Genomic DNA, 16,832 nt, shown 5'->3' on the forward strand with positions numbered 1-16,832 from the left:
TGCAAGCCGATTGACACGAACACTCATTGAGCGCGAGGAGATCGTCCTTCCAGATGCCGTCGGCATAGGTTTGCAGGGACTTGTTGCCAGCGGCACTCTCACGTACGCCAACCTAGGAGCTCTCATTCCCTTCGCGCGTGTAGGCGAGCGAGATAGTGATGATGGGCGCTTGAACGATTGGATGGGAGGCAACCGCATCTATCGAGTGCACGAAGATGTTGTGGGGCTTGGTCAATACGGTCGAACACTTACCGTCCTGACGTGTGATGGTCTGACTTGATCGAAAGCTGGACGCCCAGGTCTCGGAAGTAGTCTCGAGGTCGGATTACCGTGATGGTGCGGGCGGCCGGACTCGAACCGGCATGGTAATCCCCAACGGATTTTCTTACTACTTCGACTTTCGCCGCCGCCATTGAGCGTTCGTAGTCTGGACTATCCCTTCACCGTAGCTGAGTCGTCGCAGGTGCTGCCCGTCTAGGGCCAGCTAGCCTTGATTCCTGCGTGAGGATCTCGTCTCGGGTCAACACTGCCCTTACGCAAATTCCAATAATCCCTCGCAAACCCGCTATAGGTGGTTCAGCGGTATCTTCAGATAGCTGACGCCGTTGTCTTCGGGCGCTGGGAACCGACCCGCCCGCATGTTGATTTGCAAGGCGGGCAGGATCAGCACGGGCAAGTCGAGCGTCTCGTCGCGCGCGTGGCGCATCGCAACAAATTCCTCCTCGCTGACGCCATCATGAACGTGGACGTTCTTTTCGCGTTCTTCTGCGACCGTAGTTTGCCAGAGCGGAGCGCCCCCATCCGGCCGATAGTCGTGACAAACGTAAAGCCGCGTGTGCGCCGGAAGTGCGAACAGCTTTCGGATCGAGCGATAAAGCTCGCGAGGATCGCCACCCGGGAAGTCGCATCGGCCGGTTCCACAATCCGGCATGAACAGTGTGTCGCCGACAAACGCGGTATCGCCGATCAGGTACGTCAGACAGGCGGGCGTATGACCAGGAGTGTGGATGACGCGAGCTTTCAGTTCGCCAATCCGAAACGTCTCACCGTCCCTGAACAGGTGATCGAATTGGCTGCCATTGGTCGCGAATGCGGGCTCGAGATTAAGTATCCTCCTAAAGGTCTCCTGGACGATCGCAATTTTCTCGCCGATTGCAATCCGGCCGCCCAGTTTCTCCTTTAGATAAAGCGCCGCGGACAGGTGGTCGGCATGAGCATGTGTCTCGAGGTGCCATTCCTGAACAAGATGTCTCTCCTTGAAATAGGCAACAATCGCATCTGCAGATTGCGTGCGCGTACGCGCAGCATTCGCGTCATAATCGAGTACTGAATCGACAATCGCTGCTCGCCGCGTATCGGGATCCGACACGACATAGCTGACCGTACCCGTAATGGTATCGAAGAAACCTTTCACGTCAGGTTGACGTGTAGCTTCGCTGTTCATCATGGATCCCTGGGTATTAATTCGACAGCCATCTGCGTCACCATGCGAAACTGTTCCAGCATCGATGATTTTGCCTTGATCTGCGTCAAGCGGGCGATCGACCATTGCGCGTCTTTATTGGCGAAGATTTCAGATGTTGAGGCGTTGGATTGCGGTCGGCTGTATGCTCTTGTCTACCACTCCTCACCCGCTAGCCATGCTAATCGTTGGGTCATAACCAATGGTCTGATTGTTTGAGCAGCGGCATGCTTCGCTGCATGAAAGTTTGCGCACTCATTGCCTGGAACTTGCGTCGGATCCGTGTAGAATGCGGCATTTCGCAAGAGCAATTGGCTTACAACGCTGGGATTGACCGCTGATATTTGGCCAGTCTTGAGCGGGAATCGAAGAACCCGACGATTGACCTCATCGAGCGGATGGCCGCAAGGCTAGTGTTGATCCATCCGAATTCTTCGTTGGGCCGTCGAAACGCTCGGGGATTTCCACGACCTTAACCTTGCGGCCGTGAAGACCATGCTCGCCGAAGGCACAGAACTGACTTTCAGGACAGTGATGGCAACACCGCGCTGATCTGGGCGGCCTGCAGCGATCATCCCGCGATCGTCGAGGCCTTGCTGGCCAAGGATACCGCTCTCGAGCTCCGTGACAGCGATGGCCACACGGCCCTGATCCTAGCGGCGGTGTTCGGTCATATCTCGATCGTAAGGCCCTGCTGGCCAAAGGTGCGGCCGTCGACGCCCGGGACAACTCTGGGGACACCGCGCTGATCTGTGCGGCCGGCGAGGGCCACATGGTGATCATCAAACTGATCGAAGCAGCGGCAATCCGCCGTCTGAACCACGACAGCCCCTTCCACTGCGGTGGAGGGGCATTTCGTTTGGCTTCCCCTGGTAACTTCCGACTGATGTCCCACAATGCGGGCGCACCAAGCAACACCGTTTCGTCCCGTGCGGATGCCCCAGACGGATAGCGCGCCGCCGGCTTCTTTGTTTTGCTAACGGCGATTGCTTCATTGGCCGCACAACTGAAAGCAAACGGAGTAGCCAAAAGGCCAAAATGCCACCGCGGTTCGCTGGTGAGCGTAGAGGAAGTACTATCCGCAGACTGGAGCGTTCAAGCCAGGGGTTCGACCTTCGCGATAGCCTTCGCGGATTCGATTGAATAGATCAAATCCCGCGCGGCTCGCTGTGTGGCACCTTTCATCCAAACTTGGAAGATGCCTATCTGATCGGCCGTTGAAAGCGTCGAAAACACCTTTTTGTAGAGATCCGTCAGTTGCGTCGTCTCGGCCTGCATGCGTTCTTGCCAGTGCCAGTACGTCTCGAGGTATCTCTTCGAAAACTCAGTTTGCGTTGCGATCGCTCGCCTAGTGAGGTCTTGAAACGCGTCGGATGCGTGGTTCATCTCATCACTTATTTCGGTTTCGATTGTCATTACGATCTCCTTGCCAGCGTAGTATCTGAAAATAGGTACCGGCAGACGATGTTGCCGGTACCTTGCTCTGACGTGGTCCAACCAAGGGCATGTGCTTCAATGTCCCTGGCATCGTGAGCCCAATGTGACCGATCAAGCCAGCCTGGTGCGGCTGAACAAGTGGCGCATGCAGCGTACCCGCCAAGAATTCTCCGCTAGCTTCATACGGCGCGACCGCCTAGGGGGCGAACGTAGCGGAAGTTCCCTGCTTCTCGATGCACGTGGTGCCAAGTTTGGGGCCGCCGATAGGGCCAACTTGATAGTCGGCAAGCACGTTGATCACTGCGGGGTGACTCAAATTCTGCACGAGGATAGGAGGACTGAAATCGTTGTCCGCAACGTAGCCCGTCGAGATTGTAGCTGTACCAGCTTCGTTTAGGACCTCGGCATTTACAGCGGTCGCACCTTCGACCAGTCTACCGCGGCCATTAGCCCCGCGGACGAGCGCGTAAGGCGTGACCGTCCACGTACCGTTAGCATTGTACACGACGCTGAAGGTTGAATATCCTGGCGTGGCGTCGCAAACGGCCGCCGTGGCCGAGGATGCGGTGAAGTTCATCACCGTGCCGGCCGTATAGTTGCCGGTTTGAACATAGAAAATGCGAATGGGCTGACAGTCCAAATTGGTGTTTGGTTGGGCTGTGACGAAATTCGAGAGTGTGACACCGCCAGTTAGAGTTCGTAAGGCAGAGCCGGCATTGTAGTTCTCCAAGGTCGGGTTAAAGACCGGCGTTATGATGCGGAAGGAGCCAGCCTGCGGGCCCGGCGTGGAAACCGGCGGCGATAGCCCAAGAGAGGGATTGACGGTCATGGTCGTCGTGTTCTTGGTGGGCGTTCCGCCGGCCGCGGGGGTTACGGTGATTGCCTGTGAGGCCGCGAGTTGTCCGGACGGCTTGCCAACGGTCGGCGGTGTCACCTGTTGTTGGACGCCGGCGTAGTCTTGTATCACCAGCGAGAATGTCAGGATGGCTCCTGACGTCTCGAAGGGTAGCAGCGCTTGAGAGTATAGGCTGTTGGTGTACACCTCGGGACCGCCGGTGTAGATCGCCGGTTGCTGAAAGAAGAAGAAATTCTGAAGCGCAGGGCTGTTGTTCTGCACGTTGATTGTGATTGTGGTGGCCATGACGTTCCTCTCAATTCTGGTGGGTGTCGGTCGTCCAGGTGTGAGCAGGGATGATACTCACATTGTCTGGTGGCTCATTTGAGTGTCATCTCGCGATTGCGAGACATTGACGACCGCACGAATTTGATCCCGTCGCTGACTCAGCAAACGGTGTGCCACACAGGAGTTGTATTCGAGCGCGAGGAAAGCATCTGGTTAGCACCAGACTCGGGTCGCTCATGCTGGCAAGGTCCGACTCCTTACCTCAAAGTACCGAACCAGACACGGGAGACTGCGACAAAAAGCGAAGCGGGCAGGCACTACTGAACAGAGCGGGCTAAGCTGATTGACGCACATGACGGTGATCGCCGGCAGTCCGTGCAACGACATTGGCAGTCAAATGCGAAGAACCTGGTGCCGGACAACTGCGAGATTGAAAGCCAATTGCGTCAAAAGAGGTGGGCGCACCGCTGCGGCCACCTTCACTAGTCGAATTGATCCACGGACACCGAAAGCATTGCCGCGCGTTCGACGTGGCCCGATTGTATGAGCGCACCGGCCAGCCGGCGCCCCAGTTGGTGAAAGTTTTCGAGGACTTCGGGGTTTTTGGCGGCCAAGGATCGTAGAGTGTTTAGGTCCGGGTCAGCGGAGGAAGGCTTGTGCGATTTCGGTTTTGCGCGAAGGCTTTGTGCCAATCTCCTTGTCGTCAGGAGCTTGACCGGAAAACGTTCGCCAGTTTTACGCCGGCTCTAACGTTTCCGGCAAACTGCTTGATGAACCGTAGGGAGGTGTCATTGTGCCACTATTCCCCGCTGGTGTCCGTCTGATACCCAAGAAACATGCATCAAACTCGGCAAGGCTAGTCACGTGAATCTAAAGTTCACCACATAAAGTCTGGTGGGCTTTGTGGCAGAAGCGTTTGACGGAAGCCAAAATCTGGTCAGCAGACTTGGTCCATTTGAAGGGCTTCGGATTTTTGTTGTGCAGGTCGATGAAGGTACGGATGTCGGCCTCGAGCTGTTTGACCGAGGTGTGAACACCTCGCTGGATTTGCTTTCTGGTGAGTTCAGCGAACCAGCGTGGGCGCTTCAAAACGAGGTCCCTACCGATTCCGGTAGCAGCCCTGCGAACGGCCTTTGGCCATATTGGGTTTACTCACACGTATCGAACCGGCCCACGCAATAGGGAGTACCAGAATGAAAATCGCTGTTTGGAGTGCGCTCGGTGTGTTTGCGACTTATGTGTTTGCAGTTGGTGCACTCGGCTGGTTGGCGAAACCGTTCATGAGTCAAACTATCCGGCAAATGGTCGCAAGATTATTGACCGGCTCGGGACAGAGAAAACGCCGCGAGTTCCACAGCTTACGCCCGATAGCCGACGCGATGTTAAAAGCGCGGGTGCTCCAATCATGAATTGGGAAGATGGCAGGTTGATACGTGCCATTGCCCGCGCAGAAGTTCGAACGCGGGACCGGATTATCCGGTTGAAGCCGAAGACTTTCTCGATGTTGAAACGGAGCGCCTGGAAAAAAAGTTTCGCATCATCGCGGATGTGGGGCGCTACGTAGAACTGGCGAACGCCACTCTCAAGCTCCAGGAACGCAACGTGCTTGCGTTGGAGCGTCAAGCAGCTGCGTTCGAAGCTTTGGCCAGAAGCCAAAAGCGCGACCAGGTTTGGACGCGAAGATCGTGGCAATGGCGCGGACCCAAGCGGCGTCGATAACGGCAACTCAAACCTTCTTGATTGATCCTTGCGTTGGCGGCTTGCATTGGCGGAACGTACTCGCCGCCGGATTGCTAGGAGCGACGTTGACATCAAGCCACGTGAGATAGCCCCAGGTGACAAGAATGACAAACAAGTCGGAAAGCAGACAAAGCTGTCACAACTACGGTGCAAATTGCAGGGCTTTGTTTGGCACAAAGAATGCAGCTCTTCAGGCTACCCAGGGCGCCCTCCCTTGGGTATGGCTACCATCGCAAGTTGAAGCTTTGGCTGGCCAGCGGAGTTAGCGGCGCGTGACTTGAGGCGCGGGACGGCGTCCGCTCGGCCGACACCGACGGGCGTCTGGTCAGGCGGCCGCTAACTTCCAACGCTCGGATCGTATGAGCTGGTCGGCTTAAGATGTCTTGATAAGGCCATACAGTCCCAGGGGTGATGAAAATGGTGGGAAGATCCGCGCTTTGGTCCTGTCTCGGTCTATTGTTGATCAGCCTGGTTGAGCCGGCCATTATGAGCTGCCTTGTTCGCGCCAAGTACGATCCGCTCGTGCACGACGATCCGCTCGCGCACAAAGTTAAATCAACCTGGCGAGCGCGAGATGGCGAGAGCGCTGAAAAAATCATCGCGAACGTCTCGAAGGTGGCGCATTTCGTCCCTCGCATGTGGGGTGTCGCCAGAGGCGCCAACGGAACGGAATATGTGCTCTTTTCCTGGACCAGGCACGCGGACAATAGGTTGCACGAAGAATACGCAATCACTTGGAAGACCGCGCCCGACGAGACGATTAAAATTGATTCGCCTTATGCCAAACCGATAGAACTAGGCTGGCGTGCATTCGCACTCTCCTTGATCGCCGATGAAATCAAAGACAGCGAGAAGGACGTCAACCGTCGCTTCCTCCACGATCAGACCAATTTCAATTTCGTGACGGCGGTACAAGGCAAGTTGGGCGATCTCTTGCGGCTCGGCTCCTGTACGATCGTTGACTCGGTTGGCGTGGATTACTCGCCGAAGGTCAATGAGGAGCAGACCACCAAAGGTGATTCTTGGTGCGTTGTGCTCTTGGTGAACTGCAATATCCCTGGTCCCGATTTTTGCATCCGCCACGGGGTCATCGCATTCGAGAAACGAGAGGGACAGGATTGGGAGGCGAAATCCTTCTTTGCCACGCGTATCGCGGCATTACCCCCGGGCTCCTGGTTCGATTGCATCAAGCCGAATGAACATGAAGGGTACACGGACGGCGAGAAGGCGCAAAAGGCTTCGACAAATGAACGCAGAGAACAACTTCGCGGCGCGGCTCATTGATGCCAGGCGCCTCGCAGAGATAGCCCGCACCTGCGGCCTCAAAGCTGACGTCTCCCACTACGTTAACGAGGCACTCAAGGAGCTTTGGCAAACCCAGTCTCCTGAAGAGGCAAGAAAGATCGCCGAGCGCTGGGTCTTATGGGACGCGGAGGGGAGGCCTTGGCCGCGCATACCCCCGTTGGACAACGTGGTCCAGTTCCATCGCGCCGGCCCAACACAGATATCGATGGCGAGCCAGCCGGCAACACCATTGCAGGCAATCCGGGGCTGGTTCGACCGACAGGATGAAGAGGTGCGAACCGAGACTGCCGGCATGGCGACGCTTCTGGTGTTCGAAGGTCATGATCTTCTCGTCTTTGGCGGCCGAGCGTGGTGTGATTATCTTCGGCAGTGGCTGAGTGAGACGAACCTATCAAACCAGACGATCATTGGCCGTGCATTGACGTTCCGGAGCTGTTTTGAGTATTTCGCGGAGAGCAGGTTCACTGAATCGGGGTGGACTCGGTCCGAAAAGGTCGCTCTAGGCGTTGTTGAAGATGCCAAGAATGACCCCGATTCCGATGCTGCGCGCCTCGCACCGTTTGCGCAGAAGCTGCTTGATACGTTGCCCGCACGTAAAATCCGATGGATCAACGTGCGCAAGTCCTGGAGGGAACTTGTCAGTGCAAGCCTCACACCCCGGGCTTTGAGAGTTTGGAGCGCCTCGCGGACGGAAAGAGTTCGGGGACATTAGTCCAATCGAGAGGTGTGGTGTGCCACCAAAGCATTGAACGCGCCGCCAATGGCGGTACAAGGAGCCAACTTTATCCAGACGCCTCCGAGCGGAGAAGAGGTCAATGAGTTGGTGGGCGCAGACCGACACAGTTGGTGACCACGCGAACGGCCGACCTTAGGGTTGAGTCGCCGGCTGCGCTGCGTCCGGTTCTGTGGCGGCGAATATTCACAACCGGAATGCTCGCCGCCGCATTGTCGCGTACCGTTAATTGTCGCGTTAAATGCGGCCGAACGGCGTCAGGCCGCATTCTCCGCAACTTCCAAGGCCCGCAGGTTCATCAAGGGAACGAAGTTCCATTGCTGCGCGGGCGAGCCGTTGAACTTGAACAGCCAAACCGGGTTGCCGTCACTCGTGCCACGACTCTTATTATCGATACACAGACTGTTATCCGGGAGGCTAAGGATGAAGCCGGGACTCTTGAGAAATTCCCACCGCTGACTTTGGATGGCTGGGTTATACACTTTGAGCGAGAGGAGAGCCTCCGGCGCGACGCGATCGGTGCCGACCGCGAGATTGCCCCCGCTCGAGTTCAGTGTAATCGCTCCAGTATCGAAATTGAGGTCCCAGAGAACGTAGCGGAGGGGCGTGTCTTTCTTTCTTAGCACGACCGCCGCACCGTCTTGCTGATCCTTCACGCCGAGCACGAAGTGCCGGTCTTGTTTGTACTCGATAAGGTACAGACCCATGTTTGCCTCCTGTTGGTTTGGTAAGTTTGCGAAGGCGAGTCCTGTCCAGCACGCAGAGGGTTTGGGCGGTTGAGCCTTCGTTGTGATCTGAGCAAATGACATGCCACGGCTGCGTTGTGCTCTGGGAAGAGGCTAGTCGAGCAACGCTTGCGCTGTTCTCGAGCCCGATATTCAAAATCACGTACTTTGGCCAGCCTTCAAAATGAAGATAGACGTCGCGAGTTCAGGTTCTCCGGAATAGCTCTTCGACAACCGCACGCACGAGCGCGCCATCACGGCTGCATCTCGCTCTTGGTGTGTGCGCCCCCAAGCAATAGAGAGCGGAATGCTATGAATGACTCTTCTGCTTTGTTGGCTTTGGGGGCTCGGGTGGCGAAAAAGTCTCGTGAAGCTCTACAATCGCGTCGAGCACGTCGCTCATCGGGATATTTCCCTCGGACCATTCTTTAAGCGCCGCTATTGCCTTTGTCAGAGCCTCTTCGCGGGCCAGGGCATGATTCCCTGTGATGGATGGCTGAGACCGAGCAACCGTAAAAGACGCACGGGGTTACGGGAAGAACCACCCGCGCGAGTTGGAGCTTGGCTGCCTTGTCGCGGGAAAAGACGCACGGGCGGTGGGGTGGATCGCCGCCCGTGCGAGTTGGATTACGAAAGGGCTTGGTTGTCTCGTAAGGGTCACTAACGTAGAAGCACCCAAGCCGTCGATATCTCAGCAACTTGCGTGCCAGACGGTCATTGGATGTTCGAGGGAAGACGATGTGCTTTCACAGCGCCCCTAGGCTTCTCGCGGTCAATCAGTGTCAGCTTTGGGACATGCCCGTCATCACGTCAAGCAAATGATTGAAGTCGGGCAAAGAAACAAACGCGCTTAGTGCCGCTGCGAGCGCGAGTTGATCGGATCAATCTCGTCATCGTGGATCGCGATTAGTTCCCCGGGCTGTAAGCCGAGCCTTTGCACCTGCTCTTCTTCGATCGGGCAGATTAGCATTGCAGCCTTGCCGCCGCTATCTTTCAGGCGCACAGCGCCACAGCTTCACAGCTTCTGCAGGGTCAGCAGTCGCGACCGCGTAGGTTACGTGCCTGAATGCGTCGTCGTCGTCATCATGCTCGATGGCGACCGTTACTATCCAACCATCCATCTCGCGGAGCTCCAGTCGTCGGCAACCCTGCAATTTTGGAGCCGCGAGTGACAGACTGCGCTGTGCTGATAATGCGGATCATCAAGTCGCTGGTCTCTTTTTGATCGAGACAGCACACGTTTTTATTTTTGCAAAGTCGAGTGATCTCGACCTCGACGGACTTGCGTGCGAGCAAACGTTGGATGTCTCGGATCAACTCCTTCATCACCCGTCCGCGTCCATCCCCTGGACATCATATTGTACCTGAGTCACAAGTGAGGCGCAGCCTCAAGTGGAGCGTAAGGCGAGTCGGATAAGTGGCTGAAACAGCTCAGGCCATGGAGGGACGGATTTGCCAATATTGTTCTGTGCGGGGAAAGGGCCCCCGCAACACATTTCTTGGAGCTCTCCTAAGGGCCGGTCCCCGGTCGTGCATTTCGCCGAAGCGCGACTCTGATCCGCCTTCTGGCACTAGTCCAGCTGGTGCGGCGCGCTTCCATCGGTATGGCCATTCTCACAGCGCGCGGGCAGGGCTCCTACATTCCGGCTCCGGTTTGGCGAATTCACACGTCCTGCACAGCAGAAAGCCATCCGTACCGTTCATGCGGTCGGCGATTTCGCTAAATATCCGTCCTTCGAACAGATCTTCGTACTCGTCGCGCAAAAGATTCCCAAGGACATGACGCCGCTCAAAATCCATGCAGCACAAAGTAACATCGCCGTTTGGAAGCAGAACATTCCGATGCTGCTGTTTCCCATTGCATGTCAGAGTGCCGGCGGTCGGCTGCCGGGAGGTGATCATTCTCGGATCTATACGTCCTCGCCTGCTACTCAGCGGCCGCAAGCGTTGTAGCTTTTTGGCGGGGATTACGTCGGCTAGATCAGGATGGATTTTACCCAGGACCACCAATTGAATTGAGGGAATGTTTGCCTCAATCAATCGGCGCATGACATTGATGTAGTTTTTTCCGACGAGGCGGCTGTTCATATAGGTGCCGTCGTCGGGTACGTGAACGACGAAAGTCTTGAACCGGAGCACTTGCAAGCGCCGAACGTCAGTTCCGTTCATTCCAACAAGGGTCGTGAAGATCCGGACGTCGTGGCCGCGTGCGTAAGCATGCTCAACCATTGTGCTGCAATGCGGATGCAACCACGGCTCCGAATATCCGGCAAAACTAATGCCGGTAGCTCTCGGTACGCGTGAGAGACATTGCTTGAAATCCTGAACACCCAGATGCTTGGCTTGGGATACGAGCCTTTGGCGATCTGCAAACTTGTCCTGGGAGCAATAAGAACATCTGACGATGCAGCCGGTGGTCGTGGTTATCTCCAATACCTTGCTACCAGGATCGGCCGCGCGCAGATTCTGCAACGTCGTCGGATATGCCGTCATTCTCTTTGATCCTTTCAGGTGGAACTGCTGGAAGGAGAGCAGGGGCGCTCGGCAATGCGCCGGGTTCGACAACGCGCTTGCTGAACGTGGCACCGATCTCTCGGGGGCGAATACCGCTTTCTACGTGCTGACTGCGCATAGTACCGTTCGCTGTCACTGATATCCTCGTCTATCTTTAGCGTGAGCCGGGTGCCAAGCTTGGCTTCCTCGTCGCAATGGTCCGCGCAGAGCTTGCCGAGCAGCGGCGATGCTGATCAGAAGCTGAACGGGCGAAAGGGCTGTTTGGAGTTCTGCCTATGACGGTATCAGGGTCCGGACCATCCGTTTTACTTGTCGCAAGCCATCGTCCTTGCCAATGGTTCCGCGAGCATGAACTGGGTGGATGGCGATTGAGCATCGTAGTCTCGGAGACGATCGTCGTCGAGAGCTCCTGTCTCGTTCAGTTGCTGGGCTGCCCGCCAGGATGTTGGATCAAGCAGGCGTTTGTCGGGTCGAACAGAACATTTGCGTACTCTCGGGGGGACAGGGCTAAGTGGTGTCATGGAAGATGAGCAGCGCTAATGATTGTCGCCGCACGCGCTGCGGCCCAAAAATAGCTTCAATGCGGCCGTGAGGAGGTAAAGAGGCTCGCATTTGAGATCTTCAAGACCTGGAAAGCTATGGTGGCAGTCAGCTATTTGATTTCGAGCAACGATATAGTCGATCTCGGGCGATGCCAGCGTTGCCGTGATGGTTCTAAGGTCCACTGGATTGGATCGACTTGGATAGTCAATGCGATCTGTCCTGCCAGAAATGGTAGGAGGGGCCGGCTCGCGGTTTGAGATACTCTGTTGGAGCGAGGACATGCTCGCAACCAACACATCAGGGCGGTCGTGGAGAGCGACTATGCGGACCCGTATGCTCTCGAATGAACAAAATCTGCGGAGACCATCATGAAAGCGAGATCGGCATGTAGAGCCGATGAGGCGTCGAGTATCCCGCTGAGCAAGCTGGATGTTAGCGAAGCCAAGCGCTTTCAGGATGATAGCATATGGGGGTACTTCGAGCGGCTGCGAAGGGAAGATCCCGTTCACTACTGCCAAGACAGCGGCTATGGCCCCTATTGGTCCGTCACGAAGTACCGCGATATTGTCGCGGTGGATACAAACCATAAGGCATTCTCATCAGAACAGGGTGTCACGATCGTCGATGTGCCTGACGAGCACTGGACCCCGAGCTTCATTAAGATGGGTCCTCCAAAACACGCCGGGCAGCGCAATACCGTAAGTCCGATAGTTGCACCGGATAACCTGGTGAAGTTTGAAAGTCTGATCCGTTCGCGGGTCAGGGTGATTCTGGACGGGTTGCCGCGCAATGATCCGTTCAATTGGGTGAATATGGTCTCGATCGAGCTGACGACGCAGATGCTTGCCACGCTCTTCGACTTTCCCTTCGAAGACCGACGGCTCCTGACCTATTGGTCAGATGTAGCTGTTACGCCTCCGAGAGCCGGCCATGCCATCGACAGCTGGGAAAAGCGAAGGACAATCCTGTCCGGATGTCTTGAGTATTTCACGCGACTTTGGAACGAGCGCATTAATGCCGAGCCGCGCCTGGACCTGATTTCTTTGATGGCACATTCGCCCGACACGCGGCATATGAAGCCGGATGAGTTTCTCGGCAATCTAATCCTGCTGATCGTCGGAGGCAATGACACCACCCGCAACTCGATGACCGGCGGCGTCTTATTCATGAATCAGTACCCCGGCGAGCTGCGAAAACTGCGCGATAACCCTGCGCTCGTGTCGAGCGCCGTGTCTGAGATTATTCGTTACCAGACACCGATCGCCCATATGCGCCGCACCGCGGCGGCAGATTGCATTCTGGGTGGCAAGCAGATCAGCAAAGGCGACAAGGTCGTTATGTGGTATATCTCTGGCAACCGGGATGAAGAAGTCATCGAGAATGGCGACAGCTTTGTGATCGACCGCAAGAATGTGCGGCAGCATCTATCGTTCGGATTTGGTATCCATCGGTGCGTTGGTCGGCATCTTGCACAACTGCAGTTGAATATCCTCTGGGACGAAATATTGCGTGCCGGGCTAGACGTAAGCGTTGTCGGCGAACCCGAGCGAATCGCATCTAATTTCGTGCACGGCTATTCCTCACTCCCAGTGCGGATTGCAGCCTAGTCCCTGATCGCGTCGGCGGCAGGCGGCACGCGGTGCGGTTGGGCTCGTCTTGAACCGCATTCGTTGACGCCGCTAGCGAAAGCGGCGTGATCGGCGCCAAACAATCGCTGCATGTCGCGAGCCTGTCGGTAATCAGGCAGGCGTTGACGAGCCCGCGTAAGGAGCGACAGGTGAGCCGGCCCGGCGCCGTGCAGGCGCGGGACAAGCGAAAAAGCAACGCCAACGGTGCCCTCCGATTTCCCCATATCCGGGCCGCCATGGACAGCCGACGAGCTTGATATTGAAGATTGTAGCGGTGGCAGCGGTTTTCCTTGGAGAAGCGATTTTGATCATCGCCGAGTTGATTGCCTCAAGGCGGTTTGGAAAGGCGGGCGGGGATGTGACAATGCTCCCGCCGATGTTTCTCCTGATATCTTTCGGTGGCATCCTTCTCGTTTTCGGATACGCGCTGGGCTACATGCATCTGAAGAATATCTGGATCATTGTCGCAATATCGGTGGGAGCTATTCTGGTGGTGGAGCCGATACTCACTCTTCTCCTCTTTAGAGACGTTCCGACGACCGGTTCGCTGATCGGGTTGATGCTCGGTGCGCTTGGTACGCTCGCTGCCGTATGTCTATGAGGCTGATCTGACTGAGCCTGCATGGGTACCAGCTTCGCCGAGATGTAGTTGCAAAAGACCTGCGCATCGTCGGTTCTGCTCGCTTCGGCCCGGGCTAATGCTGTTGCTGATCGGCTTTCTACGCTTCATCAGGGGCGGTGCGTGGCCGCTGGCTTCGTAAACTCTTCTCGAAGTCTCCTTGCCGGATAGTGAGACGCGTGCCGGGCGGCCGTAGGTCTTGATCAGTCTTCGCTGGCCAATTTCTGCCCGACCACAGCGTTGCCTGGTGCTCTCCAGCACTTGGATGGCTTCGTCCAGTTCGTGTGAACACACCACTGGCCAGGAGGCAGGATGATCAGGGATCGCCTCGCGGCCGGTACTATCGCATTCGGCAAAAGCAGATCACGACCAGCACAGGTCAGTCCGTGGTCATGTGCTTCAGCTGATTATCCGGCAACATACGCGGTCATCCCCCACTTCAGCAACACAGGAGCTGCGATGGGAAATGAAACCACAGGCGACATACGCTTTTTTGCGTATCCCTGGAGAACGCTCTTGGTCAGCTACTCGTCAGCCAAGCGGTCTATCCAGGCAGGCTGCACATCGTCGACTTAATCGGAGATAAAGCATGACGGGCATTGGCCGATCCGGGAAATCGCATGTTGGGGCGGCAGCAGCCGACAGCGCCGGGGAACTCGGCGTCGTGCCGGGGGAACGCAGTCAATCCTTCGACGCCGTCGTGGAGCGGATGCGCTCCGGGCCGGAGGAGCGGGCCGTGCCGCTCGCGAGCCAGCCACCAGATTCAGATATGGTGGCGCCAACGCGGCACGAGATCAGAGCAGCAAAGCAAAGATTGGAGAGTCTCCTTGAGGAGCTTGAAACTTGTCGTCAAGCGGCCATGCGCGCCCGGGACTTGCCCGAGGCGCAAGAGCTGATCGACCAAGTCGTCAGGGCAGGCTCAGCAGCTCTGGACTACTACGCCGATCTGCCCCCAAATTTGGCGCGTCGCATTCTGCCCGACGATCGGGCCCGCCGTCTCCGCGATGACGTGCTTGACGCAGCCACCCAATGTAACACCGTGGCCAGGCAGATTGTTGACCAACTGGAGAACAAGAGAAAAGAAGCGTTGAGATGCCTCGAGAGGTTGAAAGGCATCGCAACGCCCCACCAGCTGAGCCGCTCGGTTACAAGCGTGGCGGAACATTATGCGGCCCACATGGTGTGGTGGGGAAAGAAGACGGTGCGCTTGGAGCGGATGCAATCTGTCTGCGCAGCCACTGCGGACTTGCCAAGCGCTACGCCCGCGATGCGCAAGGCCGAAGAGGCCGCGCTAAGGCTGCATACCGGTCATGCGCTCAATACGAAGTGCATGTATCTGCAAACCCGGATAGCTCTCGCGGAGCTCCTGATTGACTCGCAAGCGAGCACGTTGGAACCAGACGCGCACGAGGCCCTCATGGACGAGAACGGGCGGGTGCGTCTGCTCGGGACCTTCATCGAAGATGTTTTTCCAGCATTCGTCTCGACCGGCCATGCCGTTCTGAACAGCAACGGGGCACCGCTCGACGCCGAGCATCGCGCCGTTCTGGAAGGTGTCATGGAGCGGCTTTCGGAATTCGCTTCAGGGGTGAGTTCCATGGTTGCCACGCTGAGGGAAGGCGGATCAGGAGCTGACCTTCCGTTGCAGTTGCTGGACCAGATCGTGGAAAGTGCGTGGCTTACGGCGAACGAAGTCATGCGGTTGCTGGCAGTGCAGCCAAAATTGGCAGCCACACTTGAACCGCCGGCCTGGGCTGCGCTGCCGGAAAATACCGCCATGGTGGGCGAAAGCGGCAGAGCGCGCAGAAAGGGCAAAGGAAAGCGCGCAGCGGCCGCAGGCGAGGGGAGTTCGACGGCGCGCCCGCCCGAGCCGCAACTCGCCAGGCCCGATGCCGCCACGGCCCCGACCGGCAAGGTTATCGTGCTCTCGGACCTCGGTACCAAAAAACTCGCGACCGCGGAGGAGGCACGCGCGAGCGCGTCAACCTCTGCTACCGAGCACCTCCAGATGTGGCAGGCTCCGCCCTCCAGGAAAGCGCTGGCGGGATTACTCGAGCGACTGGACGAGCTGGTGCAATTTGATCTACCGGCTCAGCAAAGTGCCATCTCGCAAGCGCGCCAGATGAAGCCCGAGGACGCCGACCACGTCTTGGATCTCGTCAGCAAGCGCTTGCAGACGCAGGCTGCCGAGATTGAGGCCTGTGTAGTCGCGCTGGAGGAGCCTCGCCGCCGGGGCCTGCTCACGCCGATGCAAGTGCCCGAAGTGCACGAGAAAATATTTCGGCTCAAGGCGATGCGGTCCGAGGTGCAGGGGCAGGCAAACTCATTGAACTTGCGAAAGGCCGCAATAACGAGCGATTGCATGAAGATCTATGGGTTTCCGTCGCAAAGGTACCTTGAACAATTGCGGGGGGCGGGGGAGTTGGCGCCAGTCGATCCACCGCGCGCCTTGCAGGGAGAGCCAGGGAAGCTGTTCGAGGTCAAGCTGCAGCCCAAGGCGCTGAGCAGTGGTGCGAGGCCAAGCCCGATGTGGCTGCACATCCATACCAAGCGGCCGGTACATGCCTGGCAATTGCTAATGCTGGGGGACCGTGACTTCGCCGCTTGCCACGTGAAGTCCGATGAACAGCGCGGCTATAATCGGCACTGGCAGAACGCTCGAGCCGCCGAGGGGTACAATAACGTCGTGATCCACCGCGGCAAGCTCACACCTGCGTTTTGCAAGTCATTGTTGAGCACCGCAGCTGGCGGCCAGGCGTTGTACCACCTTTCCGATGCTGGGCACGTGTCAGCGCAGATGGGGCGACTGGGAATCTAGTGAGCTTCTTGTCTTGCGGCAGTATGCCGTTCGATGGCAGGTTTCATGCCTCCAGGTCGGCTCGGCGGATTGCCTGAGCCGCACCGGGCTCTTCAGATTCCGCCTCCCCAACGGGTGGAGCTCGGAGGAAGAGAACACGCACCAAATCCACGAGAGGCTCGTTGGCCGGAGAGCCGGATCATTTT

The 16,832-nt window shown here is 57.2% G+C and carries 11 protein-coding genes and 3 pseudogenes; 7 read left to right on the forward strand and 7 right to left on the reverse strand.

Annotated features, from left to right (window positions below; all coding sequences use genetic code 11):
* Positions 1–19: 19 nt before the first annotated feature.
* Positions 20–112 (reverse strand): annotated as a pseudogene (locus tag AKN83_RS41570) (DUF3892 domain-containing protein); the annotation flags it as partial.
* Between the two features lie 453 nt (positions 113–565).
* A complete protein-coding gene (locus tag AKN83_RS34980) occupies positions 566–1,549 on the reverse strand; it encodes an MBL fold metallo-hydrolase (protein WP_347336851.1) in 984 nt (327 codons plus the stop codon).
* 434 nt (positions 1,550–1,983) lie between these two features.
* Between AKN83_RS34980 and AKN83_RS42170 the strand changes: the two are divergent.
* A pseudogene (locus AKN83_RS42170) lies at positions 1,984–2,211 on the forward strand (ankyrin repeat domain-containing protein); the annotation flags it as partial.
* 346 nt (positions 2,212–2,557) lie between these two features.
* On the opposite strand, the gene AKN83_RS34985 reads toward AKN83_RS42170, so the two are convergent.
* From AKN83_RS34985 to AKN83_RS39045, 3 genes and pseudogenes are all read right to left on the reverse strand, one after another.
* Complete coding sequence (locus AKN83_RS34985) at positions 2,558–2,878, reverse strand: hypothetical protein (RefSeq protein WP_050399936.1); 321 nt, start codon at positions 2,876–2,878, stop codon at positions 2,558–2,560.
* A 217-nt stretch (positions 2,879–3,095) separates the two neighbouring features.
* Complete coding sequence (locus AKN83_RS34990) at positions 3,096–4,040, reverse strand: hypothetical protein (protein WP_050399937.1); 945 nt, start codon at positions 4,038–4,040, stop codon at positions 3,096–3,098.
* A gap of 852 nt (positions 4,041–4,892) precedes the next feature.
* Positions 4,893–5,099, reverse strand: a pseudogene (locus AKN83_RS39045) (IS630 family transposase); the annotation flags it as partial.
* Between the two features lie 116 nt (positions 5,100–5,215).
* Between AKN83_RS39045 and AKN83_RS40250 the strand changes: the two are divergent.
* From AKN83_RS40250 to AKN83_RS35000, 3 genes are all read left to right on the forward strand, one after another.
* Positions 5,216–5,431, forward strand: coding sequence for a hypothetical protein (locus AKN83_RS40250; RefSeq protein WP_157113714.1), 216 nt, complete (start codon positions 5,216–5,218; stop codon positions 5,429–5,431).
* Between the two features lie 748 nt (positions 5,432–6,179).
* Positions 6,180–7,046, forward strand: a complete 867-nt coding sequence (locus AKN83_RS34995; RefSeq protein WP_244522216.1) for a nodulate formation efficiency C protein — start codon at positions 6,180–6,182, stop codon at positions 7,044–7,046.
* Complete coding sequence (locus AKN83_RS35000) at positions 7,009–7,779, forward strand: hypothetical protein (protein WP_050399939.1); 771 nt, start codon at positions 7,009–7,011, stop codon at positions 7,777–7,779. The genes AKN83_RS34995 and AKN83_RS35000 overlap by 38 nt, the downstream gene beginning before the upstream one ends.
* 278 nt (positions 7,780–8,057) lie before the next feature.
* On the opposite strand, the gene AKN83_RS35005 is transcribed toward AKN83_RS35000, so the two are convergent.
* Positions 8,058–8,507, reverse strand: coding sequence for an RICIN domain-containing protein (locus AKN83_RS35005; protein WP_050399940.1), 450 nt, complete (start codon positions 8,505–8,507; stop codon positions 8,058–8,060).
* Between the two features lie 1,632 nt (positions 8,508–10,139).
* Positions 10,140–11,018, reverse strand: coding sequence for a radical SAM/SPASM domain-containing protein (locus AKN83_RS35015; RefSeq protein WP_083992383.1), 879 nt, complete (start codon positions 11,016–11,018; stop codon positions 10,140–10,142).
* A gap of 932 nt (positions 11,019–11,950) precedes the next feature.
* Here AKN83_RS35015 and AKN83_RS35020 point away from each other — a divergent pair.
* The 3 genes from AKN83_RS35020 to AKN83_RS35030 all read left to right on the forward strand — a co-directional run bounded on the left by AKN83_RS35020 (position 11,951) and on the right by AKN83_RS35030 (position 16,647).
* The gene (locus AKN83_RS35020) at positions 11,951–13,189 is read left to right on the forward strand and encodes a cytochrome P450 (RefSeq protein ID WP_050399942.1); all 1,239 of its coding nucleotides are present in this window, start codon (positions 11,951–11,953) and stop codon (positions 13,187–13,189) included.
* 280 nt (positions 13,190–13,469) lie between these two features.
* Positions 13,470–13,811: a hypothetical protein gene (locus AKN83_RS35025; RefSeq protein WP_244522217.1), complete on the forward strand. Its 342-nt coding sequence runs from the start codon at positions 13,470–13,472 to the stop codon at positions 13,809–13,811.
* Positions 13,812–14,418: 607 nt separating this feature from the next.
* Entirely contained in the window at positions 14,419–16,647 is a 2,229-nt protein-coding gene (locus AKN83_RS35030) for a hypothetical protein (protein ID WP_050399944.1), read from the forward strand.
* Positions 16,648–16,832: the final 185 nt, after the last annotated feature.

The organism is Bradyrhizobium embrapense, from assembly GCF_001189235.2.
Lineage (GTDB): Bacteria > Pseudomonadota > Alphaproteobacteria > Rhizobiales > Xanthobacteraceae > Bradyrhizobium > Bradyrhizobium embrapense.